The organism is Streptomyces sp. NPDC008139, from assembly GCF_042957025.1.
Lineage (GTDB): Bacteria > Actinomycetota > Actinomycetes > Streptomycetales > Streptomycetaceae > Actinacidiphila.
On the sequence record NZ_JBIBHM010000016.1, the window covers coordinates 40,405 to 63,696 of the forward strand.

General features: G+C 72.4%; 21 protein-coding genes and 1 tRNA gene. 9 read left to right on the forward strand and 13 right to left on the reverse strand.

From position 1 onward, the window contains the following. The first annotated feature begins 38 nt into the window (after window positions 1-38). Window positions 39-821, forward strand: coding sequence for a LuxR C-terminal-related transcriptional regulator (locus ACFZBB_RS29560; RefSeq protein ID WP_188282377.1), 783 nt, complete (start codon window positions 39-41; stop codon window positions 819-821). Here ACFZBB_RS29560 and ACFZBB_RS29565 read toward each other — a convergent pair. Then, complete coding sequence (locus ACFZBB_RS29565) at window positions 780-1,277, reverse strand: MarR family transcriptional regulator (protein WP_391128628.1); 498 nt, start codon at window positions 1,275-1,277, stop codon at window positions 780-782. The two genes, ACFZBB_RS29560 and ACFZBB_RS29565, sit on opposite strands and share 42 nt — an antisense overlap. A 166-nt stretch (window positions 1,278-1,443) precedes the next feature. Between ACFZBB_RS29565 and ACFZBB_RS29570 the strand changes: the two genes are divergently transcribed. Both ACFZBB_RS29570 and ACFZBB_RS29575 read left to right on the forward strand, forming a co-directional pair. Then, the gene (locus tag ACFZBB_RS29570) at window positions 1,444-2,274 is read left to right on the forward strand and encodes a trans-aconitate 2-methyltransferase (RefSeq protein WP_391128631.1); all 831 of its coding nucleotides are present in this window, start codon (window positions 1,444-1,446) and stop codon (window positions 2,272-2,274) included. Further along, the gene (locus tag ACFZBB_RS29575; protein ID WP_391128634.1) at window positions 2,271-2,690 is read left to right on the forward strand and encodes a glyoxalase; all 420 of its coding nucleotides are present in this window, start codon (window positions 2,271-2,273) and stop codon (window positions 2,688-2,690) included. The genes ACFZBB_RS29570 and ACFZBB_RS29575 overlap by 4 nt, the downstream gene beginning before the upstream one ends. A gap of 52 nt (window positions 2,691-2,742) precedes the next feature. Here the strand turns inward: ACFZBB_RS29575 and ACFZBB_RS29580 are convergent, their stop codons facing one another. The 6 genes from ACFZBB_RS29580 to ACFZBB_RS29605 all read right to left on the reverse strand — a co-directional run bounded on the left by ACFZBB_RS29580 (window position 2,743) and on the right by ACFZBB_RS29605 (window position 7,704). Beyond that, complete coding sequence (locus ACFZBB_RS29580) at window positions 2,743-3,237, reverse strand: hypothetical protein (RefSeq protein ID WP_391128637.1); 495 nt, start codon at window positions 3,235-3,237, stop codon at window positions 2,743-2,745. 105 nt (window positions 3,238-3,342) lie between these two features. Further along, window positions 3,343-3,936 carry an aminoacyl-tRNA hydrolase gene (gene pth, locus ACFZBB_RS29585; RefSeq protein WP_391128641.1) on the reverse strand — a complete coding sequence of 198 codons (594 nt, stop codon included), beginning with the start codon at window positions 3,934-3,936 and terminating at the stop codon, window positions 3,343-3,345. Between the two features lie 180 nt (window positions 3,937-4,116). Continuing rightward, window positions 4,117-4,722, reverse strand: a complete 606-nt coding sequence (locus ACFZBB_RS29590) for a 50S ribosomal protein L25/general stress protein Ctc (protein ID WP_355337995.1) — start codon at window positions 4,720-4,722, stop codon at window positions 4,117-4,119. Between the two features lie 220 nt (window positions 4,723-4,942). Next, window positions 4,943-5,923, reverse strand: a complete 981-nt coding sequence (locus tag ACFZBB_RS29595) for a ribose-phosphate diphosphokinase (protein WP_391128644.1) — start codon at window positions 5,921-5,923, stop codon at window positions 4,943-4,945. Window positions 5,924-6,066: 143 nt separating this feature from the next. Then, window positions 6,067-7,524, reverse strand: a complete 1,458-nt coding sequence (gene glmU, locus ACFZBB_RS29600) for a bifunctional UDP-N-acetylglucosamine diphosphorylase/glucosamine-1-phosphate N-acetyltransferase GlmU (RefSeq protein ID WP_391128648.1) — start codon at window positions 7,522-7,524, stop codon at window positions 6,067-6,069. A 108-nt stretch (window positions 7,525-7,632) separates the two neighbouring features. Next, window positions 7,633-7,704 (reverse strand) — tRNA-Gln (locus tag ACFZBB_RS29605). Window positions 7,705-7,926: 222 nt separating this feature from the next. Here ACFZBB_RS29605 and ACFZBB_RS29610 point away from each other — a divergent pair. Continuing rightward, entirely contained in the window at window positions 7,927-8,919 is a 993-nt protein-coding gene (locus ACFZBB_RS29610) for a fatty acid desaturase (RefSeq protein ID WP_391128651.1), read from the forward strand. A 148-nt stretch (window positions 8,920-9,067) separates the two neighbouring features. Then, window positions 9,068-9,670, forward strand: coding sequence for a TetR family transcriptional regulator (locus tag ACFZBB_RS29615; RefSeq protein ID WP_391128905.1), 603 nt, complete (start codon window positions 9,068-9,070; stop codon window positions 9,668-9,670). A gap of 98 nt (window positions 9,671-9,768) precedes the next feature. Here ACFZBB_RS29615 and ppc read toward each other — a convergent pair whose 3' ends face one another. After that, the gene (gene ppc, locus ACFZBB_RS29620; RefSeq protein ID WP_391128654.1) at window positions 9,769-12,504 is read right to left on the reverse strand and encodes a phosphoenolpyruvate carboxylase; all 2,736 of its coding nucleotides are present in this window, start codon (window positions 12,502-12,504) and stop codon (window positions 9,769-9,771) included. A 256-nt stretch (window positions 12,505-12,760) separates the two neighbouring features. On the opposite strand from ppc, the gene ACFZBB_RS29625 reads away from it, so the two are divergent. Next, window positions 12,761-14,086 carry a histidine kinase gene (locus ACFZBB_RS29625; protein ID WP_391128657.1) on the forward strand — a complete coding sequence of 442 codons (1,326 nt, stop codon included), beginning with the start codon at window positions 12,761-12,763 and terminating at the stop codon, window positions 14,084-14,086. Window positions 14,087-14,353: 267 nt separating this feature from the next. Here the strand turns inward: ACFZBB_RS29625 and ACFZBB_RS29630 are convergent, their stop codons facing one another. Further along, a complete protein-coding gene (locus ACFZBB_RS29630; protein ID WP_391128659.1) occupies window positions 14,354-15,316 on the reverse strand; it encodes a DivIVA domain-containing protein in 963 nt (320 codons plus the stop codon). A gap of 134 nt (window positions 15,317-15,450) precedes the next feature. On the opposite strand from ACFZBB_RS29630, the gene ACFZBB_RS29635 reads away from it, so the two are divergent. Next, entirely contained in the window at window positions 15,451-15,816 is a 366-nt protein-coding gene (locus ACFZBB_RS29635) for a LysR substrate-binding domain-containing protein (protein WP_391128662.1), read from the forward strand. A gap of 140 nt (window positions 15,817-15,956) precedes the next feature. Here the strand turns inward: ACFZBB_RS29635 and ACFZBB_RS29640 are convergent, their stop codons facing one another. The 4 genes from ACFZBB_RS29640 to ACFZBB_RS29655 all read right to left on the reverse strand — a co-directional run bounded on the left by ACFZBB_RS29640 (window position 15,957) and on the right by ACFZBB_RS29655 (window position 21,582). Then, the gene (locus tag ACFZBB_RS29640) at window positions 15,957-18,650 is read right to left on the reverse strand and encodes an SUKH-4 family immunity protein (RefSeq protein WP_391128665.1); all 2,694 of its coding nucleotides are present in this window, start codon (window positions 18,648-18,650) and stop codon (window positions 15,957-15,959) included. A gap of 8 nt (window positions 18,651-18,658) precedes the next feature. Further along, window positions 18,659-19,672 carry an HNH endonuclease gene (locus ACFZBB_RS29645; protein WP_355346841.1) on the reverse strand — a complete coding sequence of 338 codons (1,014 nt, stop codon included), beginning with the start codon at window positions 19,670-19,672 and terminating at the stop codon, window positions 18,659-18,661. Between the two features lie 170 nt (window positions 19,673-19,842). Next, window positions 19,843-20,643, reverse strand: a complete 801-nt coding sequence (locus ACFZBB_RS29650) for a hypothetical protein (RefSeq protein ID WP_391128668.1) — start codon at window positions 20,641-20,643, stop codon at window positions 19,843-19,845. Window positions 20,644-20,820: 177 nt separating this feature from the next. Continuing rightward, entirely contained in the window at window positions 20,821-21,582 is a 762-nt protein-coding gene (locus ACFZBB_RS29655) for a sensor domain-containing protein (RefSeq protein WP_391128671.1), read from the reverse strand. Window positions 21,583-22,010: 428 nt separating this feature from the next. Between ACFZBB_RS29655 and ACFZBB_RS29660 the strand changes: the two genes are divergently transcribed. Together ACFZBB_RS29660 and ACFZBB_RS29665 are read left to right on the forward strand one after the other, a co-directional pair. After that, window positions 22,011-22,520 (forward strand): YwqJ-related putative deaminase, encoded by a 510-nt coding sequence (locus tag ACFZBB_RS29660; RefSeq protein ID WP_391128674.1) that lies wholly within the window; start codon window positions 22,011-22,013, stop codon window positions 22,518-22,520. Further along, window positions 22,517-23,014, forward strand: coding sequence for an SUKH-3 domain-containing protein (locus ACFZBB_RS29665; RefSeq protein ID WP_391128677.1), 498 nt, complete (start codon window positions 22,517-22,519; stop codon window positions 23,012-23,014). The genes ACFZBB_RS29660 and ACFZBB_RS29665 overlap by 4 nt, the downstream gene beginning before the upstream one ends. The last annotated feature ends 278 nt before the right edge of the window (window positions 23,015-23,292 follow it).

The following is a 23,292-nucleotide window of genomic DNA, read 5'->3' on the forward strand; positions in this document are numbered from 1 at the left end:
CGCCACTGGGGGAGTGCCCAACACCGGGAGTGGTACCCGTGGGACGAATCCGCGTTCTCGTCGTCGATGATCATCGCATCTTCGCCGAGTCGCTTGCCGCCGCGCTCGCGGCGGAGCCCGACGTCGACGTCTCGGCCGCGGGGAGCGGCCCGGCCGCTCAGCGCTGCCTGGACCGCGCGGCGGCCGACAATCGGCGCTACGACGTCCTGCTGGTGGACGCCGATCTGGGGGACGGTCCGCGACCGCCGGTGACGCTCGCGGCGGTGCCGCGCATCCCGGTCGAGCAGGAACCGGTCCTGGACGGCCTGGCGCTGGTGGAACGGGTCAGGGCCGAGTATCCGGGGACCCGTACCGTCGTGCTGGCCGAGCGGGACGACGCCCGCAGGGCGGCCCGCGCGCTCCAGGCCGGGGCGTCGGGGTGGGTCGCCAAGGACTGCTCGCTGTCACGGCTGCTCGCGGTCGTACGCGGCGTGCTGCGCGACGAGACGCATCTGCCGCCCGCGCTGCTGACCGGGGTGCTGCGCGAGCTGACGGCCGCCCGCAGGCACCGCACCGAGAGCGAACGGCTGGTGGAGTCGCTGACGCCGCGCGAGCAGGAGGTGCTGCGCTGTATGGTCGCGGGCCTGGGCCGCAAAGCCGTCGCCGAGCGGCTGTTCCTGTCGCCGCACACCGTCCGCACCCATATGCAGAATGTGCTGGGCAAGCTCGGCGTGCACTCGACGCTGGCGGCGGTCGCGCTGGCCCGCAGGGCGGGCGTGGGGCCGGTGGAGCTGGTGCCGTCAGCCGGGGACGTTGTCGAAAGGCGCGGTCAACTGTCGTAGCAGCCCGGCCAGATCACTGCGCTGCCGGGCGGACAGCTCGCCCAGGATCGCGCGTTCCTGCGCGAGCAGCCCGGCCAGTGACTGGTCCGCGCGCTCCTGGCCCACCACGGTGAGCCGGACGAGCACGCCGCGCCGGTCGCTGGGGTCGGGCAGCCGCTCGACGAGCCCGCGCTGGGCGAGCCGGTCGATCCGGTTGGTCATCGTGCCGGAGGTGACCAGCGTCTGGGTCAGGAGCTGACCCGGCGAGAGCTGGTACGGCGGCCCCGCGCGGCGCAGCGAGGTGAGCACGTCGAACTCCCACGGTTCGAGACTGTGCTCGGCGAAGGCCAGCCGCCGCGCGCGGTCGAGGTGCCGGGCGAGTCTGCTGACCCGGCTGAGCACCTCCAGCGGCTCCACGTCGAGGTCGGGGCGCTCTCGGCGCCATGCAGCGACCAGCCGGTCGACCTCGTCCTCCATGCGCTCAGTGTAGTAGGTCTGTCGATATGAAGTCTCTTGATATGAAGCCTCTTGACTTCAAGAGATATGTCGGAGGAGCCTGGACACCGACCAGAGGGCAGAACCTCGCCCTCCGTTTCGGTAGCGGCTGTGCGCAGCCGGCTATGAAAAGCCAGGGAGTACGACGATGCACGCAGCGCCAACGTGGGACCCGCAACAGTATCTCCGGCACTCCACCCACCGCACCCGCCCTTTCCTCGACCTCCTCACCCGTATCCAGGATCTGCCGGGCGGCGAGGCGCCCCGGATCGCCGACATCGGGTGCGGTCCGGGCAATGTCACCGCGCTGCTCGCCGACCGCTGGCCCGGAGCCCGGATCACCGGCTTCGACAGCTCCCGCGAGATGCTGGACGCGGCGGCGCGGTACGCGGGACCCACGGCGGGCGGCGGTGAGCTGGACTTCCGGCAGGCCGACGCGGCGCAGTGGGTGCCCGAGGAGTCCTTCGACCTGATCGTCTCCAACGCCGCGCTCCAGTGGGTGCCCGGCCACGCCGACCGCTTCCCCGGCTGGCTCGACCACATCACGCCCGGCGGCACCCTGGCCTTCCAGGTGCCGGGCAACTTCACCGCGCCCAGCCACGCGCTGCTGGGCGAGCTGTGCGACACCCCGCAGTGGCGCGACCGGCTCGACGGACACGGCCGCCGCTACGTCCACATCCTCAGCCCGGCCGACTATCTGGAGCGGCTCACCGAACTGGGCTGCGCGGCCGATGTGTGGGAGTCGACGTATGTGCAGTTGCTCCAGGGCGAGGACCCGGTGCTGGAGTGGACCAAGGGCACCGCGCTGCGGCCGGTGCTGACCGCGCTGGACGGCGACCGGGGAGCGGTGACGGAATTCGTCGGCCAGTACCGCGACCTGCTGCGCAAGGCGTACCCGCCGGGCCCGCACGGCACGGTCTTCCCCTTCCGGCGGATCTTCACCGTCGCGCGCAAACAGGGGCAGGAGGCCGTGGCGTGACGCGGGGAGCGGCAGGAGAGACGTCGGGGGGCGCCGACGGCTTCGGGATCGCGGGGGTCGACCACGTCCAGCTCGCCGCGCCGCCCGGCAGCGAGGAGGCGCTGCGCGCGTACTACGTCGGGGTGCTGGGGATGGCCGAGCTGACCAAGCCGCCGGTGCTCGCGGCGCGCGGCGGCTGCTGGTTCGCTGCGGGGGACGCGGTGCTGCACTTAGGGATCGAGGAGGACTTCAGGCCCGCCCGCAAGGCCCACCCGGGCATCCGCGTCACCGGGATCCACGCCTTCGGCACGGAGCTCCAGGCGCGCGGCGCCAAGGTCGTCTGGGACTACGACCTGCCGGGCCACTCCCGCTTCTACTCCGAGGATCCGGTCGGCAACCGGCTGGAGTTCCTGGAGCCGATGGCGATGAAAGCCTGACGCTCGCGTGCGCAGGGGCGTCGGGCGAGCGCGCCCGACGCCCCCACGCGTCCTACAGAAGCAAGAAGGCCGCACCAATAAGCGCCGCCCCCAGCGCCGCCAGCGTCCATGCCGTGCGCGGCATCCGCAGCGCCCCGCCGGCCACGACCGCGGCCAGCAGCAGGGCTCCGGCCAGCGGCACCCAGGAGAAGAACAGACCGCCCCAGTCGGACCGTACGACCGTGTTCGTATCGGGCTTCACCACGACCGGCACACGGTCGCCGACATGGTGTTTGACCGGCAGGCTGATGACCACCTTCGGGCGGGCGACGGCCGACCCCTTCGGCGCGAAGGGGCCGGTGCAGGTGGAGTCGCCGCAGTTCGTCAGCGTCATGGTGCCGTGCTCGTGCCCCTTGGTGAGCACCACATATTGCGCGGTCTTCCACGAGTCCCAGGCGCCGGACGCCAGGAGCAGCAGCACCAGCGCCCACCCGCCCACCACCCGGGCCAGCAGGACCAGCCCCCAGGTGCCCTCGGCCATCCGGCGGGAACGGCTGCGTTTCACCATGCGGGCGATCTTTGGCCATCGCATGCCGTCCGGTCAACCTCGGTACGCGCCCGCCCTCGACAAGGGTGAGCGCCGTGTCCGGCGGTTGACCGGTCGCGCGTCCCGTCAGGTGTTGTACGTGGTCTGCGCGCGCTCCAGGCCCTCGGTGATCAGCGCCTCGACCGCGTCCGCCGCCCGGTCCACGAACCAGTCCAGCTCCTTGCGCTCGGTGGACGAGAAGTCCTTGAGCACAAAGGCCGCCACGTCCATCCGGCCCGGCGGACGGCCGATCCCCGCGCGCACCCGCAGATAGTCGGGGCCCATCGACTTGGTCATCGACTTGAGGCCGTTGTGGCCGTTGTCGCCGCCGCCCAGCTTGAGCCGCAGCGTGCCGAAGTCGATGTCCAACTCGTCGTGGACGGCGATGATCCGCTCGGTCGGCACCTTGTAGAAGTCACGCAGCGCGGTCACCGGGCCGCCGGACAGATTCATGTACGACTGGGGCTTTGCCAGCACCACCCGCTGGTTCGCGGGACCGGGCGGGCCGATCCGGCCCTCCACGACCACGGCCTGCGCCTTCTGCGCGCGCTTGAACTTGCCGCCGACCCGCTGGGCGAGCAGATCGGCCACCATGAAGCCGATGTTGTGCCGGTTCCCCGCGTACTCGGGGCCCGGATTGCCGAGGCCCGCGACCAGCCAGGGCCCTGAGGTGTCACTCATCCACGTCTCCGACTCCGTGTCGCCGACTTCGTACCGGGAAAACGGCCGCCGCCGCACTCCGTGAGGGTGCGGCGGCGGCCGGGGTCACACGCGAGCACGCGAGCGCGCAGGCACGTGAGCACGTGAGGCACACGAGCGCATAAGCGCATCAGCGCGCGAGGACCGGGGGAGCGCGGGGGACTACGCCTCGGCGGCGGCGTCCTCGGTGCCCTCGGCGGCCTCGTCGCCCGCCTCGTCGGCGGCCTCGGCCTGGGCCGAGACGACCTGGATGACGACCGCGTCCTCGTCGATCGCCAGGGTGGAGCCCTTGGGCAGGGTGATGTCCTTGGCGAGGATGGAGGCGCCGGCCTCCAGGCCCTCGATGGAGACGGTGACCGCGGTCGGGATGTGGGTCGCCTCGGCCTCGACGGGCAGCGTGTTGAGCACGTGCTCCAGCAGGTTGCCGCCGACGGCCAGCTCGCCCTCGGTCTGCACCGGGATCTCGACGGTGACCTTCTCGCCGCTCTTCACGGACAGCAGGTCGACGTGCTCGATGGTGCCGCGCAGCGGGTCGCGCTGGACCGCCTTGGGGATGACCAGCGCGGTCTTGCCGTCGAGCTGGAGGGAGATCAGCACGTTCGCGGTGCGGAGCGCGAGCAGCAGCTCGTGGCCGGGGACGGTGACGTGCTGCGGGTCGGCGCCGTGACCGTAGATGACGGCGGGGACCTGGTGGGCGCGGCGCACGCGGCGGGCGGCGCCCTTGCCGAACTCGGTGCGCGGCTCTGCGGCGATCTTGACCTCGGCCATGATGCTCAACTCCTCGATACGGAAAACTCGGTACGCGAAAGGGGGGTCATACGGTCGCCCGACCCACGACGGGCCGTTCCACGACTCACCCCCGCTTGCGCGGAGACCGTTACGAGGAGCGCGCCGATAACGGAGGTCCGCCGGAAAAACCGGGGCCTCCCTCGCCGAGCAACGCGGACAGCGTAACCGGCGGGGAGGCCCCGGGAGAAATCGATCTAGCTCAGTGCTCGGAGTCCTCGAACAGGCTGGTGACCGAGCCGTCCTCGAACACCTCGCGCACCGCGTTGGCGATGGTCGGCGCCATGGACAGCACGGTGATCTTGTCGAGGTTCAGCTCGCGCGGGGTCGGCAGGGTGTCGGTGAGGATGAACTCGCTCACCCGGGAGTTCTTCAGCCGGTCCGCGGCGGGCCCGGAGAGCACACCGTGGGTGGCGGTCACGATGACGTCCTCGGCGCCGTTGGCGAACAGCGCGTCGGCGGCGGCGCAGATCGTACCGCCGGTGTCGATCATGTCGTCGACCAGGACGCAGACCCGGCCCTTGACGTCACCGACGACCTCGTGGACCTTCACCTGGTTGGCGACGTCGGGGTCGCGGCGCTTGTGGACGATGGCCAGCGGCGCGCCGAGCCGGTCGCACCAGCGGTCGGCGACCCGTACCCGGCCGGCGTCCGGCGAGACCACCGTGAGCTTGGCGCGGTCGACCTTGGCGCCCACGTAGTCCGCGAGCACCGGCAGGGCGAAGAGATGATCGACCGGGCCGTCGAAGAAGCCCTGGATCTGGTCGGTGTGCAGGTCGACCGTGAGGATGCGGTCGGCGCCCGCGGTCTTGAACAGGTCCGCCATCAGCCGGGCCGAGATCGGCTCACGGCCGCGGTGCTTCTTGTCCTGCCGGGCGTAGCCGTAGAAGGGCACGATCACGGTGATGCTCCGCGCGGAGGCCCGCTTGAGAGCATCGAGCATGACGAGCTGCTCCATGATCCACTTGTTGATGGGAGCGGTGTGGCTCTGGATGAGGAAGCAGTCCGCGCCGCGGGCCGACTCCTGGAACCGCACATAGATCTCGCCGTTGGCGAAGTCGAAAGCCTTGGTCGGCACCAGGCCGACTCCGAGACTGTGTGCCACCGCCTCCGCCAGATCGGGGTGGGCGCGGCCGGAGAAGAGCATCAGCTTCTTCTCACCGGTCGTCTTGATCCCGGTCACTGCACCGTCTCCTTGGAGTTTTCGACTGGTGTTCGGCACAGCGTCGCCTTCGGTTAGGCGTGCTGGCGGAATTGTGTGCAAGCCACACGCTACGCCCCAACCGGCGCATCTGTGCACCTCAAGGGGCCCGGATGAGACGTCCCTCACTCGCCCTGCGGCGTGTCTCCTCGTTGTGCGCGTTCGGCGGCCTCGGCGGCGGCGCTGCCGGGACGCTTGCGCGCCACCCAGCCCTCGATGTTGCGCTGCTGACCGCGGGCGACGGCCAGCGACCCCGCGGGAACGTCCTTGGTGATCACCGATCCGGCGGCGGTGTACGCGCCGTCCCCGACGGTGATCGGCGCCACGAACATGTTGTCGGAGCCGGTCTTGCAGTAGCTGCCGATGGTGGTGTGGTGCTTGGCCTCGCCGTCGTAGTTCACGAAGACGCTGGCGGCGCCGATGTTGGTGTACTCGCCGATCGTGGCGTCCCCCACATAGCTGAGGTGCGGCACCTTGGTGCCCTCGCCGATCGAGGCGTTCTTCATCTCCACGTACGTGCCCGCCTTGGCCTTCGGGCCGAGCTTGGCGCCGGGCCGCAGATACGCGTACGGGCCGACGGTCGCCTGCTCGCCGATCTCGGCCTGGTCGGCGACGGTGTTGGACACGCGCGCGCCGGGGCCGACCGCGGTGTCGGTGAGCGTGCAGTTGGGGCCGACCTCGGCGCCCGCGCCGACGCTGGTGGCGCCCAGGAGCTGCGTGTTGGGGTGCACCAGGCAGTCCTGCTCGAAGCGGACGTCGACGTCGACCCAGGTGGAGGCGGGGTCGACGACCGTGGCGCCGTCCAGCATGGCGCGGTGGAGCAGGCGGTCGTTGAGCACCCGGCGGGCCTCGGCGAGCTGCACCCGGTTGTTCACCCCGGCGATCTCGCGGTGGTCGGGGGCGACGTACGCGCCGACACGGTGGCCGGCCTCGCGCAGGATGCCGAGGGTGTCGGTCAGATACTCCTCGCCCTGCGAGTTGTCCGTGGTGATCTTGCCGAGCGCGTCGGCGAGCAGAGCCGCGTCGAAGGCGTAGACCCCGGAGTTGATCTCGGCGATCGCCAGTTGGGCCGGTCCGGCGTCCTTCTGCTCGACGATCGCGGTGACCCGGTCGTCGGAGGAGCGGATGATCCGGCCGTAGCCGGTGGGGTCGGGCACCTTGGCGGTGAGGACCGTCACGGCGTTGCCGTCGCCCTCGTGCGCGCCGACCAGGGTGTACAGGGTCTCGGCGGTGAGCAGCGGGGTGTCGCCGTAGGTGACCACCACGGTGCCGTCCAGGACGACGCCCTGCGCGGACAGCGCGTCGAGGCCGATCCTGACCGCGTGCCCGGTCCCGTTCTGCTCGTGCTGCACGGCGGTGAGCGCCTGCGGGTCGATGCCGTTGAGGTGCTCGGTGACCTGCTCGCGGGCGTGGCCCACGACCACCACGAGGTGCTGCGGAGCCAGTTCGCGGGAGGCGGCGACCACATGGCCGACCAGGGAACGGCCGCAGATCGGGTGCAGGACCTTCGGGGTGGCCGACTTCATGCGGGTGCCCTCACCTGCGGCGAGGACGACGACGGCAGCCGGACGGTTCGGGCTCACGTGAGGAGACTCCTCGACTTCGGGTGCTGGACATCCGCAGGATACCGACGGGTTCCCGGATGGACGCCGGGCGGCCCCGGCCGGACCGGCCGGGGCCCCGGTGAGGTGCTCCGCCGCCAGGACTCGAACCCGGACATAAGGCACCAAAAGCCCCAGTGCTGCCAATTACACCACGGCGGATCAACCCGCGTCTTCGACCCGTTGGCGAGCCGGGCGGGCTGGACTTCACCATCATGCCGTACGAGCAGGGGTGGACGCGACGTAGATCCGGGGTAGAGATCGCCCGACGGGCCGCACGAAGTGGTTCTGTCGCTCGTCGTCGGCCGCTGCAATACTTACGGCGGCGTAAGTTACGGGCTTGACCGGCTGAAACCAGCCCCCTCAGATCCCCAAGGGACAGACATGACCACGCACACGGACGTGAGGCCCGAGTCCCGGGAACCCGGGCCCTCGGGACAGGAAGACGCGCTGAACAGCGCCACCCGCGGTGGTGAGAGCAAGCGGTCGATCGAGCAGATCGCGCTGCTGCTGTTCATCAGCATCCCCTTCGTGGCGCTGGTGGCGGCCATCCCGCTCGCCTGGGGCCGCGGCATGAGCTGGCTGGATCTCGGCCTCATGATCGGCATGTACTTCCTCGGCTGCCACGGCATCACCATCGGCTTCCACCGGCACTTCACCCACGGTTCGTTCAAGGCCAACCGCCCCCTGAAGATCGCGCTCGCCATCGCCGGATCGATGGCCGTCGAGGGCCCGATCGTGCGCTGGGTGGCCGACCACCGCAGGCACCACAAGTTCAGCGACGCCGAGGGCGACCCGCACAGCCCGTGGCGGTACGGCGAGACGCTGCCCGCGCTGATGAAGGGCCTGTGGTGGGCCCACATGGGGTGGCTGTTCGACGAGGAGCAGACCTCGCAGGCGAAGTACGCGCCCGACCTGATCAAGGACCCCGCGATCCGCCGCATCTCGCGCGACTTCTGGCTGTGGACCGTGATCTCGCTGGCCATCCCGCCGGTGGTCGGCGGCCTCGTCACCATGTCGTGGTACGGCGCGTTCACCGCGTTCTTCTGGGGATCGCTCGTTCGGGTGGCGCTGCTGCACCACGTCACCTGGTCGATCAACTCGATCTGCCACGCGGTCGGCAAGCGCCCGTTCAAGTCCCGTGACCGCTCCGGCAACGTGTGGTGGCTGGCGGTCCTGTCCTGCGGCGAGTCCTGGCACAATCTGCACCACGCCGACCCCACCTCCGCCCGGCACGGTGTGCTGCGCGGCCAGGTCGACTCCAGCGCCCGGATCATCCGCTGGTGCGAACAACTCGGCTGGGCCACCGACGTCCGCTGGCCGAGCGCGGACCGTATCGCGGCCCGCCGTAAGGAAAACATCAGTGAAGCGGCATGATTGACGCGTGAGCGACGGCAGCGGATCGAACGGCGACGGCGGAAGCGGCAGGGCCTCGGGTACGGATTCGGGTGCGAAGTCGGGCTCACGTCCGGCTACGGCCTCAGGCGCGGCGGGGCCCACGGCCCGGCGCGCCCGCCGGGTCCGTATGACCGGCAAGGAACGGCGCGAGCAGCTTCTCGACATCGGCCGCACGCTCTTCGCCGAACGCGGCTTCGAGGGCACCTCGGTCGAGGAGATCGCCCACAAGGCGGGCGTCTCCAAGCCGGTGGTGTACGAGCACTTCGGCGGCAAGGAAGGGCTCTACGCCGTCGTCGTCGACCGTGAGATGCGCCGGTTGCTCGACATGGTGACCGGCGCCCTCACCGGCGGCCACCCCAGGGAGCTGCTGGAACAGGCCGCCTTCGCGCTGCTGGACTACATCGAGCAGTACACCGACGGTTTCCGCATCCTGGTGCGCGACTCACCGGTGCCCCAGTCCACCGGCACCTTCGCCTCGCTGATCAGCGACATCGCCACCCAGGTGGAGGACATCCTCGGCCACGAGTTCAAGCGGCGCGGCTTCGACCCCAAGCTCGCCCCGATGTACGCGCAGGCGCTGGTCGGCATGGTGGCGCTCACCGGCCAGTGGTGGCTGGACGCGCAGAAGCCGAAGAAGGCCGAGGTCGTCGCCCACCTGGTGAACCTCTCCTGGAACGGCCTGGCGGGCATAGAGCCCAAGCCGCGGCTGATCGGCCACCGCAAGAACTGAGGCGGCCGACGACGTACAGGCGTACAGGCGTACAGGCGTACAGAAGAAGGCGCCCGGCGGACCGATCATCGGTCCGCCGGGCGCCTTCCTCCGATCGGTCAGCCGGTGTTGCGCAGCCCCGCCGCCACACCGTTCACCGTCAGCAGCAGCGCGCGCGACAGCAGCGGGTCGGGGGTCTCGCCCCGCTCCGCCGCCGCCCGCTGCCGGGCCAGCAGCGTCACCTGGAGATACGAGATCGGGTCCAGGTACTGGTCACGGATGTGGAAGGTCTGCGCCAGCAGCGGGCTGCCCGCCAGCAGTTCGGACTCCCCGGTGATCCGCAGCACCTCGCTGACCGTCAGCGCGTGCTCCGCCTCGATCGTGGCGAAGACGTGCTTGAGCTCGTCGGGCACCAGGGTGTCCACGTAGTGCCGGGCGATCCGCAGATCGGTCTTGGCCAGGGTCATCTCGACGTTGGACAGGAAGTTGCGGAAGAAGTGCCACTGTCCGAACGCCTCGTCTATCACCGGGCCGAGCCCCGCCTCGCGGGCGGCCTTCAGACCGGCGCCGACCCCGAACCAGCCGGGGACGATCTGCCGGGACTGCGTCCAGCCGAACACCCACGGGATGGCGCGCAGCCCGTCCAGACCCGCGCCGGAGTCCGGGCGGCGCGAGGGACGCGACCCCAGGTGCAGCTCGCCGAGCTGGTCGACGGGCGTGGAGGCGAAGAAGTACGGCGGCAGGTCCGGGTCCTCGACCAGCTTGCGGTACGAGTCGTGGGCCGCCTCGGAGACGATGTCCATCGCCGCGTCCCAGCGCGACAGCGCCTCGTCGGACTGCCTGGGCGCGGTGTGCAGCGCGGACGCCTGGAGCGTGGCGGCGACCGTCAGTTCCAGGTTCTCCCGGGCCAGCGACGGGATCAGGTACTTGTCCGAGATCACCTCGCCCTGCTCGGTCACCTTGATCTCGCCCTCCAGGGTGCCCCAGGGCTGGGCGAGGATCGCGGTGTGCGAGGGGCCGCCGCCGCGGCCGACGGTGCCGCCGCGGCCGTGGAACAGCCGCAGCCGCACCCCGTGCCGGTGCGCGACGTCACGCAGCCGCCGCTGCGCCCGGTGGATCTCCCACTGCGAGGTGGTGATGCCGCCGAACTTCGACGAGTCGCTGTAGCCGAGCATGACCTCCTGCACGTCACCGCGGAGCGACACCAGCCGCCGGTAGGACGGGTCGGACAGCATCTCGTCCAGGAGCTGGTCGGCGATCTTCAGCTCGTCGGTGGTCTCCAGCAGCGGCACGATGCCGATCTTGGCGATCCCGGCGTGCAGGTCGATCAGCCCGGCCTCGCGCGCCAGCACCGCGGCCGCGAAGACGTCGTCCGAGCCCAGGCACATCGAGATGATGTACGACTCCACGACCTCGGGACCGAACCGCTCGAACGCCTCCCGGATGGTGTGGAACACCCCGAGCGTCTTGGCGCCCGCCTCGTCCAGCGGGGCGGGCGTCGGCGCCAGCGGGCGGCGCGAGCGCAGCTCCTTGGCCAGCAGCTTGCGCCGGTAGTCGCGAGGCATGTCCGCGTACCGCCAGGACTCCTCGCCGAGCCGGTCGAAGAGCTGCCCCAGCGCGTGGTGGTGCGCCTCGGCGTGCTCGCGCACGTCCATGGTCGCGAGCTGGAGGCCGAAGGCGGACAGGGTCCGGATCGTACGGTCCAGGCGGCCGTCGGCGATCAGGCCGCCGCGGTGGACGCGCAGCGAGTCCTGGATGAGCTGGAGGTCGTGCAGCAGACCGCTGGTGCCCAGGTAGTCGCGGCCGGGGACGTGCGGGGTGCCGCCGGCCAGCCGCTCCCGGGTGTTGACGAGCTTCTGCCGGATGCAGGTCGCCTTCAGCCGGTACGGCTCCTCGGCGTTCAGCCGCTTGTAGCGCGGGCTGATCTCGGGCAGCGCCACCAGGTCCGTGGCGAGCGAGTCCAGCAGGTCGGCGCTCGCACCGCAGTTGCGGATGGAGTTGGACAGCGCGCCGCGCAGCACGTCCACCAGGTCGAGCGCGTCGGTGATGCCGTGCTCGTGCTGGAGGATCAGCACGTCCCAGGTGACCTGCGGGGTCACATTGGGGTTGCCGTCGCGGTCGCCGCCGATCCAGGTGCCGAAGGTCAGCGGGCGGGTCCCCGCGGGCAGCGGCAGCCCGACCCGGTCCAGCTCGGCCGCCAGGTCCTCCAGGACGTCGCCGACCGCGCCCGCGTGCAGTTCGTCCAGGTAGTAGATGGCGTTGCGCGCCTCGTCGGCGGGCTCCGGGCGCACCACCCGCAGCTCGTCGGTCTGCCACAGCAGGTCGATGTTCTCCGCGAGCCGCAGGTCCGCGCGGCGCCGGTCGCCCGTGCCCTGCCCGGTGGTGTCGTCCAGCAGCTCCGCGATCCTGCGCAGCTTGTTCAGCACACTGCGCCGCGCGGCCTCGGTGGGGTGCGCGGTGAAGACCGGCCGCACGTTCAGATTCCGTACGGTCTCGCGTACGTGCTCGGGGTCGCCGTCCTTCAGCAGGTCGGCGGTCTGGGCGAGCAGGCCGCCCTCCTGCGCGCGGCGCTCGCGCAGGTCCCGGCCGCGGTGCACCTGCTCGGTGACGTTGGCCAGATGGAAGTAGGTGGAGAAGGCGCGTACCAGCTTGGCGGCGGTCTCCAGGTCGGTGTCGCCGAGAAGCGTGGCGGCTGCCTCGCCGTCGGTGCGGGTCAGGGCACGTACCCGCTCGACGAGATCGAGGAGTTCTTGGCCTTCCTGTCTCACCAGCGTGCCGCCGAGCAGTTCTCCCAGGCGGCGGATGTCGGCTCGCAGGGCGGTACTGCTCTCCGGGGCGGTGTCGGCGCTGCTCACAGGTGCGGCTCCTTGTGCAGTGGAATTGGACGACGGCATACAAGGCGTAGGGAAAGACGTGGCTGCGGACCGCGCTGTCCGACCGCTCCAGGATAGGTGGCCGCCTCCGCGGCGAGACGGCCCGCCCAGCTGGCGGACACGGCACCCGGTCGCGCTCACCCCTGGAGACCCTTACCGGTCCCGCCGGCCGATACCGCGCCGATACGGGGCTGACACGGCCGCCACGCCGCCTCGGGCACCGCCTAGTCTGGACGCCATGAGTACGACGGGGGCGCACGTACCGGACGACGGGGCTGGAGGACGGCCCGGGTCCGGCTGGTGGTGGTGGACGCGGCGGCGCGGCTTCCTCCTGGACCTGGCGCTGGCCGTGGCCTCGGCCGTGGAGTGCGCCTTCGAGGGGGTGACCTTCGCCCACAAGACCGGGGTGACACCCGCGGTGGCGGCGCTGATCGGGCTGCTCGCGGGCAGCACCCTGCTGCTGCGCCGCCGCTGGCCGATCGCCGTGGTCCTGGTGGGCATCGCCCTGAGCCCGGCCGAGCTGGGCTTCCTGCTGTCGGTGGTCGGCCTCTACTCCCTGACCGTCTCCGAGGTGCCGCGCCGGATCACCGCCGCGCTCGCCTCCATGAACGGCCTCGGCACCTTCCTGGTCTCCTTCATCCGCCTCCACGACAGCCTGCGCAACGCGGACAACAACCGCTCGATGTCCCTGCCGATCGTCCTGAGCACCTCACTCCTGCTCGCGCTCGGCCTCACCGCCCCGCCGGTCCTGCTCGGTCTGTACGTACGGGCCAGGCGCCGGCTGGTGGAGAGCCTGCGGGAGCGGGCCGACGGCCTGGAACGCGAGCTGGAACTCCTCGCGGAGAAGGCGGCCGAGCGCGCCGAGCGGGCCCGCGCCGAGGAGCGGACCCGGATCGCCCGCGACATGCACGACGTGGTGGCCCACCGGGTGAGCCTGATGGTCGTCCACGCGGCGGCCCTCAAGGCCGTCGCCCTCAAGGACCCGGCCAAGGCGTCCAGCACCGCGGAGTTGCTCGGCGACATGGGGCGCGAGGCGCTGACCGAACTGCGCCAGATGCTCGGGGTGCTGCGCACGGCGGCACCCGAGCGGGCGTCCGCGCCCGCCCCGCGGCTTCCCGCGCCGCGGGTTCTTGAGCCGGATCCGGAGCCGGAGCCGGAGCCCGAGGGGCCCTGCATCGACCAGCTCGGCGAACTCGTCGAGCAGTCCCAGGCCGCCGGGATGACCGTCGAGTTCACCGTCGAGGGCGAGGAGCGGCCCTGCGGCGCCCGCGTCGAACAGACCGTCTACCGCGTGGTGCAGGAAGCGCTCACCAACGTCCACAAGCACGCCGGGGGCGCCAGGGCCCATGTCCGGCTCGCCTACCGCGAGCTCGAGATCGCCGTCCTCGTTCTCAACGGGCCCTCCGACGGCACCCCGGCCACGCCGCTTCCCAGCGGGGGGCACGGGCTGGTCGGCATGAAGGAACGTGTCACCACCCACGGCGGCGGCTTCGCCGCGGGCCCCACCCCCGACGGCGGTTTCCGCGTCTCCGCCCTGTTGCCCCTGGCAGCCCGCCCGATCTGACGCTCCCCTGGCGCCGGACGGTAAGCCGCTCTTCGGGGGCGGGGCCGCTGCACGCCCACCGTGCGCAGGAGGACGCGCCCCAGGGGCGCGGGGAACGGCGCGCTCAGCCACCAACGGTGGCGCGGCCTGTGAAAACCGGCCCCAGCGGGGCAGACGCCGTTGTTGTCGGGCCGACAGCCCGGTGGGGGCGGGCCGCGCACCTTCCCCGCGCCCCTCAAGACAACGCCCTGCGCAATGGCAGCGCGCGCGGGATCAGGCGGGGCCGGGTCAGGCCGGGTCGGACGGGTCGGCTTGTTCGGGGAGGCCGGGGGCGCCCGGGGCTTCGGGCTGGTCCGGCCCGGAGGGCGGGAGGTGGCGGCCGGTCAGAGAGGCGAGGGTGGCCCGTACGTGCGCGAGATGCGCGCGAATCTCGTCGCGGTGCTGCTCGTGCTCGCGCAGCGAGCGCTCGCTCTCGCGACGGGTGCGCTCCTCGTGCATACGCGCCTGGGCGAGCAGCTCGGACGCCCGCTCCTCGGCCTCCTGCTGCTGCACCCGCAGGGCCTCCTCGGCGTCGGCACGCTCCTGGTGCGCCTCGTGGAGGCGCCGTTCGGCGTCGCCGAGGAGATCGGCGAGCCTGCTGTCGACCCCGGCCTCGCGCTCGGCGAGCTCGTGTTCGAGGGTGTCGAGCCGTTCGCGGCGCTCCTTGTCGACCTCGGCCAGGGTCCGGCCGACGTCCTGCCGCATGGCGTCGAGGGCGCGGCCCGCCTCGCCGCGTACGGCCTCGGCTTCCGCGCGGGCCTGGCCGAGGATCTCGGAGGCGCGTCCGCACGCCTCGTCCAGCAGCCGTTCCGCCTGCTCCTCGGCGGCGGCGAGCCGGGCGGAGGCGGCGGCGCGGGCCTCGTCCTGAAGGGTGCGGCGGGCGGTCTCCGCGGTGTCGCGCGCGTGCTGCGCCTCGGCCTCGGCGCGGTCGCGTACGGCGGCGGCCTCCTCCTCGACCAGCCGCAGCAACTCCTGGGCGCCGTCGCCGAGCGCGTCGAACGAGGTGGCGCCGAGCGCTTCGACCTGGTGCCGCAACGAGGCGCACTCGGCGTCCATCTCGTTGGCGAGCACCGTCAGCCGGGCGGCCCGCTCCCAGGCGGCGTCCCGGTCCTCCGACAACTCGTCGAGGAAACGGTCGACCTGTTCTGGCCGATAGCCGCGTCCGCGCGCGGTGTCGATGTTGCGGGCTGACGATGCGGTGTTGCTGCTCATGCCCTGCCCCTCGCCGTCGGCCGTTCCGTCCTGCCTATTTTTGGCTTATGTCCGAATTGTACGGGCTGCGACACTCCGACCTGTCTCCTACCCATCCACTCCCTTCCTGATGGCCCCGAACGCAGACGGGCCGGGTGGAGAAGGGAAGTGCCCTTCGTCACCCGGCTCTTCGCCGCGTGCGGCGCGGAAGTCTGCGCGACTCGGTCGACGACGCCCTGGCCGCGCGCGGCCTCGAACGACGCGCCGCCGCCGGGCCCACCGCCGCCTTCGCGCTGCGGCTGGTCCTCGACACCGACCTCGTGGTCACCGTGCCCGACGCGGTCACCCGCGAGGCCAGGGACCACCTCGGCCTGCTCACCCTGCCGACGCCGCTCCCGCTGCCCGACGTCCCCTTGTACCTGCTGTGGCACCAGCGGTACGACGAGGACCGCGCCCACATCTGGCTGCGCGACCTGGCCACCGAAACCGTCCAGGCGCTGTTCGCACCACTGAACGCCTGATCGGCCCGCCTGATCGGCCCGCCTGATCGGGCCGCCTGAACGGCACAGCGACCGGCCCCGCCGCGGCGGGGCCGGTCACCGGCGCCTCTGCTACGACCCGGCGGGACGGAACTTCTGCCGGCCGGGTCCTCACGGGGCCGTTACAGCAGTCCGTCCCACATCTGCTCGATGAGGACCGACCACCAGTGGTCGGGCGAGGCGATGGCCGCAGGGTCCTGCGCGGCGAGCTGCGCCTGGAAGTCCACCGTCCAGCGGCCCGCCTGATCGGGCGTCAGCCCGATCCGCAGCCGCCACATCCGGCCCAGCAGCGCCAGGCAGCGGGCGAATTCCGGCAGGCTCGAATTGACGAACTGCGGCGGCGCGGGCTGCCCGCCGGGACCGGCCTCCAGCGGTACCGCCACGATGTGCGCGGTGCCGTACTGCACACAGAGCTGACGGCCGAAGTCATTGCCCATCACCAGATACGAGCCCGCGTCCGACGCCGCCTGCACGCCGCGCTGCTGGGCCAGCTCCGCCAGCGTCGGCACCGGCTGGCCCGGCTGGGCCTGCGCCCAGAAGAACGGCCCGAAGTCCACCGGCAGCCCGGACCACACCAGGGTCTGCGCCACGATGTCGGGCACGCCCTGCCGGGACACCGCCCGCTGGTCGAAGCGGAACAGGCCCTGCGGCCCGAAGGCCGACGCCAGTTCCTGCCCGATCACGTCGAGCGGCACCGGCGGCACCCGCAGCACACTGTGCGGGTCGGGCATCGGCACCCGCTGCGGCTGCGGGCGCGCGGGCGCGCCCGCCACCTGGTGCAGCTCGCCCTGGTGCGTCAGCAGATGCTGGACGCCCTGCTGGCGGCTGGCGTGGTCCCTGCCGTACGGCGCGGTGTGGCTGATCCGCACCTGCGGCCAGGTCTCGCGGATCATCCGCGTGCAGTAACCGCCGGGCAGGTCGCACGACTCCAACTCGGTGTGCAGTTCGAGCACCTGCTCGGGGCGCACGCCCATCGAGCGCAGCTCGTGCAGGATCTGCCACTCCGGGTGCGGAGTGCCGGGGGCCGAACGCCGGATGAGCTGCTGCTCGCTGCCGTCCTGGCCGCGGTAGCGGAGCACCGCCATGTAGCCGGGACCGACCGTGGGCACCGCCGTCGGCTGCGGGTAGCCGTAGCCGGGCGGCGGGGGCGGGGCGATGCCGCCGCCACCGGGCGGGGGCGGCGGACCCATGGGCGCGCCGCCGTGACCCGCCAGCATCGTCGCCGCGTAGTGCGGGTCGTTGCCGCCGGGCCGGCCGGGCGCGCCGGGGCCCGCGCCGGGTGCCGGAGGTCCGGGCGGACCCGAAGGCCCTGCCAGCATCGTGGCCGCGTAGTGCGGGTCGTTGTTCCCCGCGGGCGGCGGGGGCGGCGACATGCCGGGGCCGGGTGGCGGCGGGGGCGGTCCCGTCGGACCGGTGGGTCCGGGAGGTCCGGGCGGGCCGCCGGGGCCCGCGAGCATCGTCGCCGCGTAGTGCGGGTCGTTGCCGCCGGGGTGACCGGCGCCGGGCGGCGGCGGTCCCTGCGGGTTCTGCGGGCTCTGACCACCCGGCGGATTCTGCGGTACGAGCTGCGTCGGCAGGTAACCGCCCGCCGGAGCGGCGGCTCCCGGCGGGGGCGGCGGCGCGTCCGGGCTGCGGACCGGACCGCCCGAGGGCGGCGGCACATTGCCGCGAGCGGCCTTCGCCGTCTCCAGGTCGGCGATGTCGGCGGCACCGCGACCGGGGCCACCGGGCGGAGGTACGGATCCGGCGCCGAGGCCGCCGGGCGGCGGCAGCGGCACCGCGGGCCCGCCGGGCGGCGGGAATTGCGAACCCCCCACGGTGTGCGGCACGCCGGGCCTGGCGGGCGGCACGGGAGCCTGCGGCTCCACGGGCGGGGCGATCCGGGTCTTGGGCAACCCGCTGCCGCTCGGCAGCAGTTCGGTGCGCGCCTGCTCGGCCTCGGGGTCCTGCGCGAGGTCCACCTGGTCGGAGCCGCTGATCGGCGGCGCGAAGACGGTCGCGGGCACCGGGACCGACTGGCCCTCGCCGCTGTCGCTGGTTGTCTTGCCCGCCCAACTGCCGCCGGGCACCGCCGGTTCCGCGGGCGCCGAGGGCGTCGCGGGCGTGTCGGCCGCCGGGGCCGGGCGCCGGTAGTCGATCCCGCCGGACGCGGCCGGTGCGACGGGAGCGCTGTCAGCGGGTGCGGGCGCGGGGGAGGGCGTCGAGGCAGCGGAGGATGCGGGCCGCCGGTAGTCGATACCGCCGGAGTCGGGCGCGGAGCCCGTACCGTCGCCCGGTCCCGAGGCCGCCGCCAGGCCGTACCCGCCGTCGGCGTCGGCCGCCGGGGCACGGTCGGCCGGGGCGTTGTCGGACCCGGGGGCGGCGGCATGCCACGCGGGAGCGTCGGCGCCCGCGCCGGCGGCGATACCGGCACCGTTGGTCCGGCTCGACCGGCGGTTGTCGGGGATGCCCATCTTGTCGGCCGCGTCCTGGAGCCACTGCGGTGGGCTCAGCAGGAAGGACGTGGCCTCCAGGTCGATGCGTTGCGGCGGGTCGGGCACCGCGTCGTTCGGCACCGGGCCGTACTCCTCCTCGTAACGCCTGATGAGTTCCCCGACGGGCAGGCCGGGCCACAAGGTGGCCTCGCCGCTGTCCTTGGCTATGACGACGCGGACGTCGCCGCCGTCGCCCGCGGACGGGCCGCCCTCGCGCGGCTCCGACCAGACGACGAAGCCGAGGTCGAATTCGCGGACCCGGATCTCCCGGGCCTCGTACGCGGGGACGTCGCCGTTGATCCAGCGCTCCGCCCGCTCCTGGGCCTGCGCGAAAGTGACCATGTCCGGCCTCATCCCTCCACCGGGACGGCGCTGGCGAAGCCCCCGTCCACCATCAGGTTCGCGACGGTCTCCAATTCCGGCGGATTGCCCGCGAGCCGGAGCAGGAACGCGTCGAGTGACTCACCGCAGGGCAGCAGCAGTTCGGCGACCCGGTCGGCGGGGGCGGCCCAGCGGTCGCCGTCGCGGACGTCGTCGTACGCGCAGAACCAGACCGAGCCGGTCCGCTCGCCCTTGACCTTGACCGCGAGCAGGCCGCCCTGGAGGTAGGAGATCGCCAGGAAGTCCTTGGTCAGGTGGTCGCGCAGGCACTTGTTCACGTACACCAGGTCGTTGACCGCGGCGTCGTCGCGGACGGTGAAGAACGGCTGGTCGATCAGCAGGCCGAGGTCCGGGTCGAGCGCGACGCCGCTCGGGGCGCAGCCGCCCGCCGCCTTCAGGAAGGTGCGGTAGCCGCCGGGCAGCCGGTAGCCCAGCTCCTCCTCGACGTCACGGACCTGCGACTCGGTGACCGCGACCGGGTCCTTCGGCAGTCCGAAGTGCACCGGGCGGGTCTCCTGGAGCGGCCGGGTGCCGCGCTTGGCGTGGTCGGCGGAGGAGGCGGCCAGGCCCCCGTGGTGCCGCAGCAGCGCCTTGACCTCGACCGGGATCAGCTCCATCCGGCGGGTCCCGATGACGTGGTGCCAGGTCCAGCCGTGCGGGGTCGCGACGGGGGAGAGGCTGCCCCACAGCTCGTGGCCCGAGGCGTGCAGCGCCGCGTTCGCCGACACGTAGTCGGTCAGCCGCAGCTCGTCTATCCCGAAGCCCTCGGGGGGCTCGGCGATCTCCGCCACCGCCCGCGCGTACGGCGCGAAGTCCGGGATCCCGTTGTCGTCCACCCAGACACCCTGGGGATGGCGGGCGGCGCGTACCGGGTCGGGAAAATGCACGACCTGTCCGGCGTAGGCCGCGTTCGGCGGCGGCACGATACGTCCCCCGGCCCGCGGACCGGGAGGTGCGCCCAGCCCTTGCCGACCTGTCGTCATGGCGGTTGCCCCCTGCTGCGTCTGGCTGATGACCACAGCCTAGGGCCTCACCACCAGGGCAGAGCCAGGGCCTGTGGATAACTTGCCTGATCGGCCCGCCGCCGGGCCCGCGTCGGCAGCCGTCGACTCCGCGTCGGCGGCTGTCGGCCCCGCCTCGGCAGCCGTCGGGCTCAGTCGCCGGTCGCCGCCGCCCGCAGCTTCTCCGCCTGCTTCAGCGCGATCGCCGCCCGCAGCGTCGCCGTCTTGTGGTCGGCGCGCACCGTCTCGTACGCGGCCGTGGCGCCGCCGGACCTGACCACGGTGACCAGGACGATGCCCGCCGCGCCGCGCGCGGTGTCGGCGATCGTGTACGCCACCTCCTGGTCGCCCAGCGCGGGCCGGCCCGCGGGCGGCGCCACCGGCCGGACGCTGTAGGAGGTGACCCCGCCGTTACGGGTGGCCTTGAAGGTGCGGCAGGTCTTCAGCGCCGTGGTCAGCTCGTCCAGCACGGTCTCGGCGGTGCCGGGAGCGTAGGAGGCGATCACCTCCAGGCTGATCGCCTTCGCGTTCTTGTCCTTGTCCGCGGTGTCGGTGACCATCGCGCCGGTGTACACCTGCCGCGTGTGCTTGGGCCGGCTGCTCCACTGGTCGGCGACCGGCTGGCAGGCCGCGTTGTCGACCGTCGTGGCCGGGCCGAGGAGCTGCGTCTTGCTGCCCGCGGGTAGCACCTGGACGTGGGGGACGTCGGAGGACGTGAGCAGCGCCGAGGTGAGCTTGGCCGTAGACACCGCGCCGGACGCGCGGACCGGGCCCGGCTCCTTCTTCGCCTTGTCGTCGCCGCCCCCGCCCCCGCAGGCCGCGGTGAGCGCGAGCACCGGCACCAGGGCGGCGGCCGCCAGTACAGCGGCCCGCGTGTGCGGGCCGCCGCGTCGCAGGTCAGCGGCCGACTCCCGGCTACCGGTCAGTAGGCGACTGCGTGCACGTATCGGCATCTGGTGTTCCCCTGTGTTGTGTCCGTCCCCGGGATCGCACGGGCGACGGCCTGTTGCCGCGCGACTTTACGGCACCAGGGTCGCGATTTCGCCTGTGGGGCTGCTCACAAAGAGGTGCCCGAAAGCGGGCCCCGGGGTGCGCCCCGAAACGGGCCCCACAGGCCCTTCAGCGGACGGTCACTTCGCCTGCGCCGCCTTCAGCTTCTCGCTCTGCTTGCGCGCGACATCCATGGGCAGGGTGCCCGCGCCGCCCGCCGACTTCACCGACAGGTACGCGGTGATCGTGTCGCCGGTCCGCACGACGCTCACCAGGGCCGCGCCGGACTTCTTGTCCGCGGTGTCGGCCATCACATAGGAGACGGCCTCGTCGCCGGTCGGCACCGCCGGGCCCTTGGAGATCGTGAACGGCGTCTTGGTGCCGGTGTTGTCCGTCGCGGTGAAGCTCTTGCAGGTGCCCAGCGCCGTCTTCACCGACTCGATGACCTTCTGGGCGTCACCGGGCGCGTGACTGGCGACCAGCATCTGGTTGATCGCGTCGGGGGTGGCGCTCGACGTCGTCTTCGCGAAGGCCGCGCCGACGAACGCCTTGCGCGGGATCTTCGGCTTGCTGCTGGTGATGTCGGCGAGCGGCTGGCACGCGGGCTTGTCCGCGGTGAGCGTGGAGGTGTCGGCGGAGTCGTCGGTCTGCGAGACCTGGATCGTCCAGCCGGGCACGTCGGCCTCGGCGATCAGCGCTTTGGTGAGCTGCGCCTTGGTGAGCGCCGAGCCGTCCGACGGACTGTCGGCGCCGCTCGTCGGAGCGGAGGCCGAAGCGGAGCCCGTGGCCTTGCCGCCCTTGCCGTCGGCGTCCTTGGAGCCGTCGGACGAGCCGGAGCATGCCGCGGCGAGGACGAGGGCGGGGAGCACGGCGGCGGCCAGGCGGAGCCGGGTCTTGCGCATGGGGGGGTCACGTTCCCTGATCGGCGGCAGCGGGTCCGCGGGCGCGGACCGACTGCCGATACTCCCGCCATGTCGGGCGCACGTCCATGCCGCGCCGAAGCTGTGTCGCGGCTGTGCGTGCCCCACGCCCCCGCGGTGCGCGCGCCCGCCCGCCGACATGTGTTCGGGAAGCGCCCGCCGGGGACCGGCCGTCACCCTGCGTCGACCGTCCGCGCCCGTACGACGATCGCCCGCGACCGTATGGCGGCCGGTTCCGTGCACGTGCTGTGCCCGCCCTGCCGACGCTCCGTCACACGACGGTGACATGGCCCACACAGGATGGGCGTGGTGCCGCGTCCGGCTTCCCGTCGCATGGCCTGTTTGGCACTCTGAACGACATACGGGGGATCGCCCGCCCAGGCGGGCGGATGGAGGGATGCACACAGATCATGACAACTCAGACCCAGGCGGCGGGGGCCGCCGATCCGCGCTTGAGCTGGAGCGGTTCGCACGATCCGGTGGGCCCGCCGGTGCTGCGGCACCGCAGGGACGGCATCATGCCCGCGGTCGCCGCGGCGCTGCTGATCCGCGACGACGTGCTGACCTGCACCGGTGCCAAAGGTGAGCAACCGCCCGTACTGCACCCGATCGTTCAGGACTTCCTGGACGCGCTGCCGGTCGCGCAGCGGGAGCGGTTCACCGGGCGCTGTCCCGAACCGGTGCTCATTTCACGCCACTTGACGGCAGTCGAGGCAAACCGGGGCAAGCGTGCGTCCCGCAAGCCGCTCACCCAGGGTGAGGCCCGCAAGGCGCTGCGCGGGGCGAAGCTCACCTCGCGGCGCATCCGGGAGGACGGCGACCCGACGCACGGCGCGTACGCCCCGCCCTGCCGTTCGTGCGCGCCGCTGCTGTCGCACCTGGGGGTCAAGCCGGTGGATCCGGCGGCCGAAGGAGCATGAGCATCCCGATGGCGGGCACCACCCGTTTCCCGGTCGGCGTCGACGCCGCGCTGCGCGCCGCGGGCTGGCAGCCGGGGCGCTGGGACATCAAGCAGGCCGAGTTCTGGGCGGACCGGCTGCGGGCGTACGAGTCGCCGGGCGGCCACCGGCACGCCGTCTTCCCCGCCGCGGTCGAGGCGTGGGCGGAGTTCGGCGGCCTGCTGATCCCCGGCGCCTCGGGTCCCGGCCGGCAGATCGCCCCCTCGGCCATCGCCGTCGACCCGCTGCGCGGCCTGCACCTGGCGCGGACTTTCGGCGACCTCGGCCGCGCCCTGGAGACCGACATCAGCCCGCTCGGCGAGGAGCCCGCGTCCGGCGCGCTGCTCGCCATCGACGCCGAGGGCCGCGTCTACACCGTCGACCACACCGGCGACTGGTACGTGGGCCCCGACATCGACCGCGCGCTGACCGCCCTGATCGGCGGCGTACGCCCGGTGCGCCTCACGATGCACTGACCTTCGGCGGGTTGGGCCTCGAAGCACTGACCTTCGGCGGGTTGAGCCGTGATGCACTGACCTTCGGCGGGTTGAGCCGTGAAGAACCGGCTCGCGGCGAACCCGTCCACGACGAACCGCCCGCGTCCGCGGCCGTGGATGCGGGCGTCCCCCCCGGCCATGACAGCCCCTCAACTCCCGTACGTGTAAATGACACCTTTGCGCGGTCGCGACGACGTCCCCGACACGGGGATGAGTCTCAGGTAGCAGACCCCTAGGGGGAGGTACCTACTTTTGGC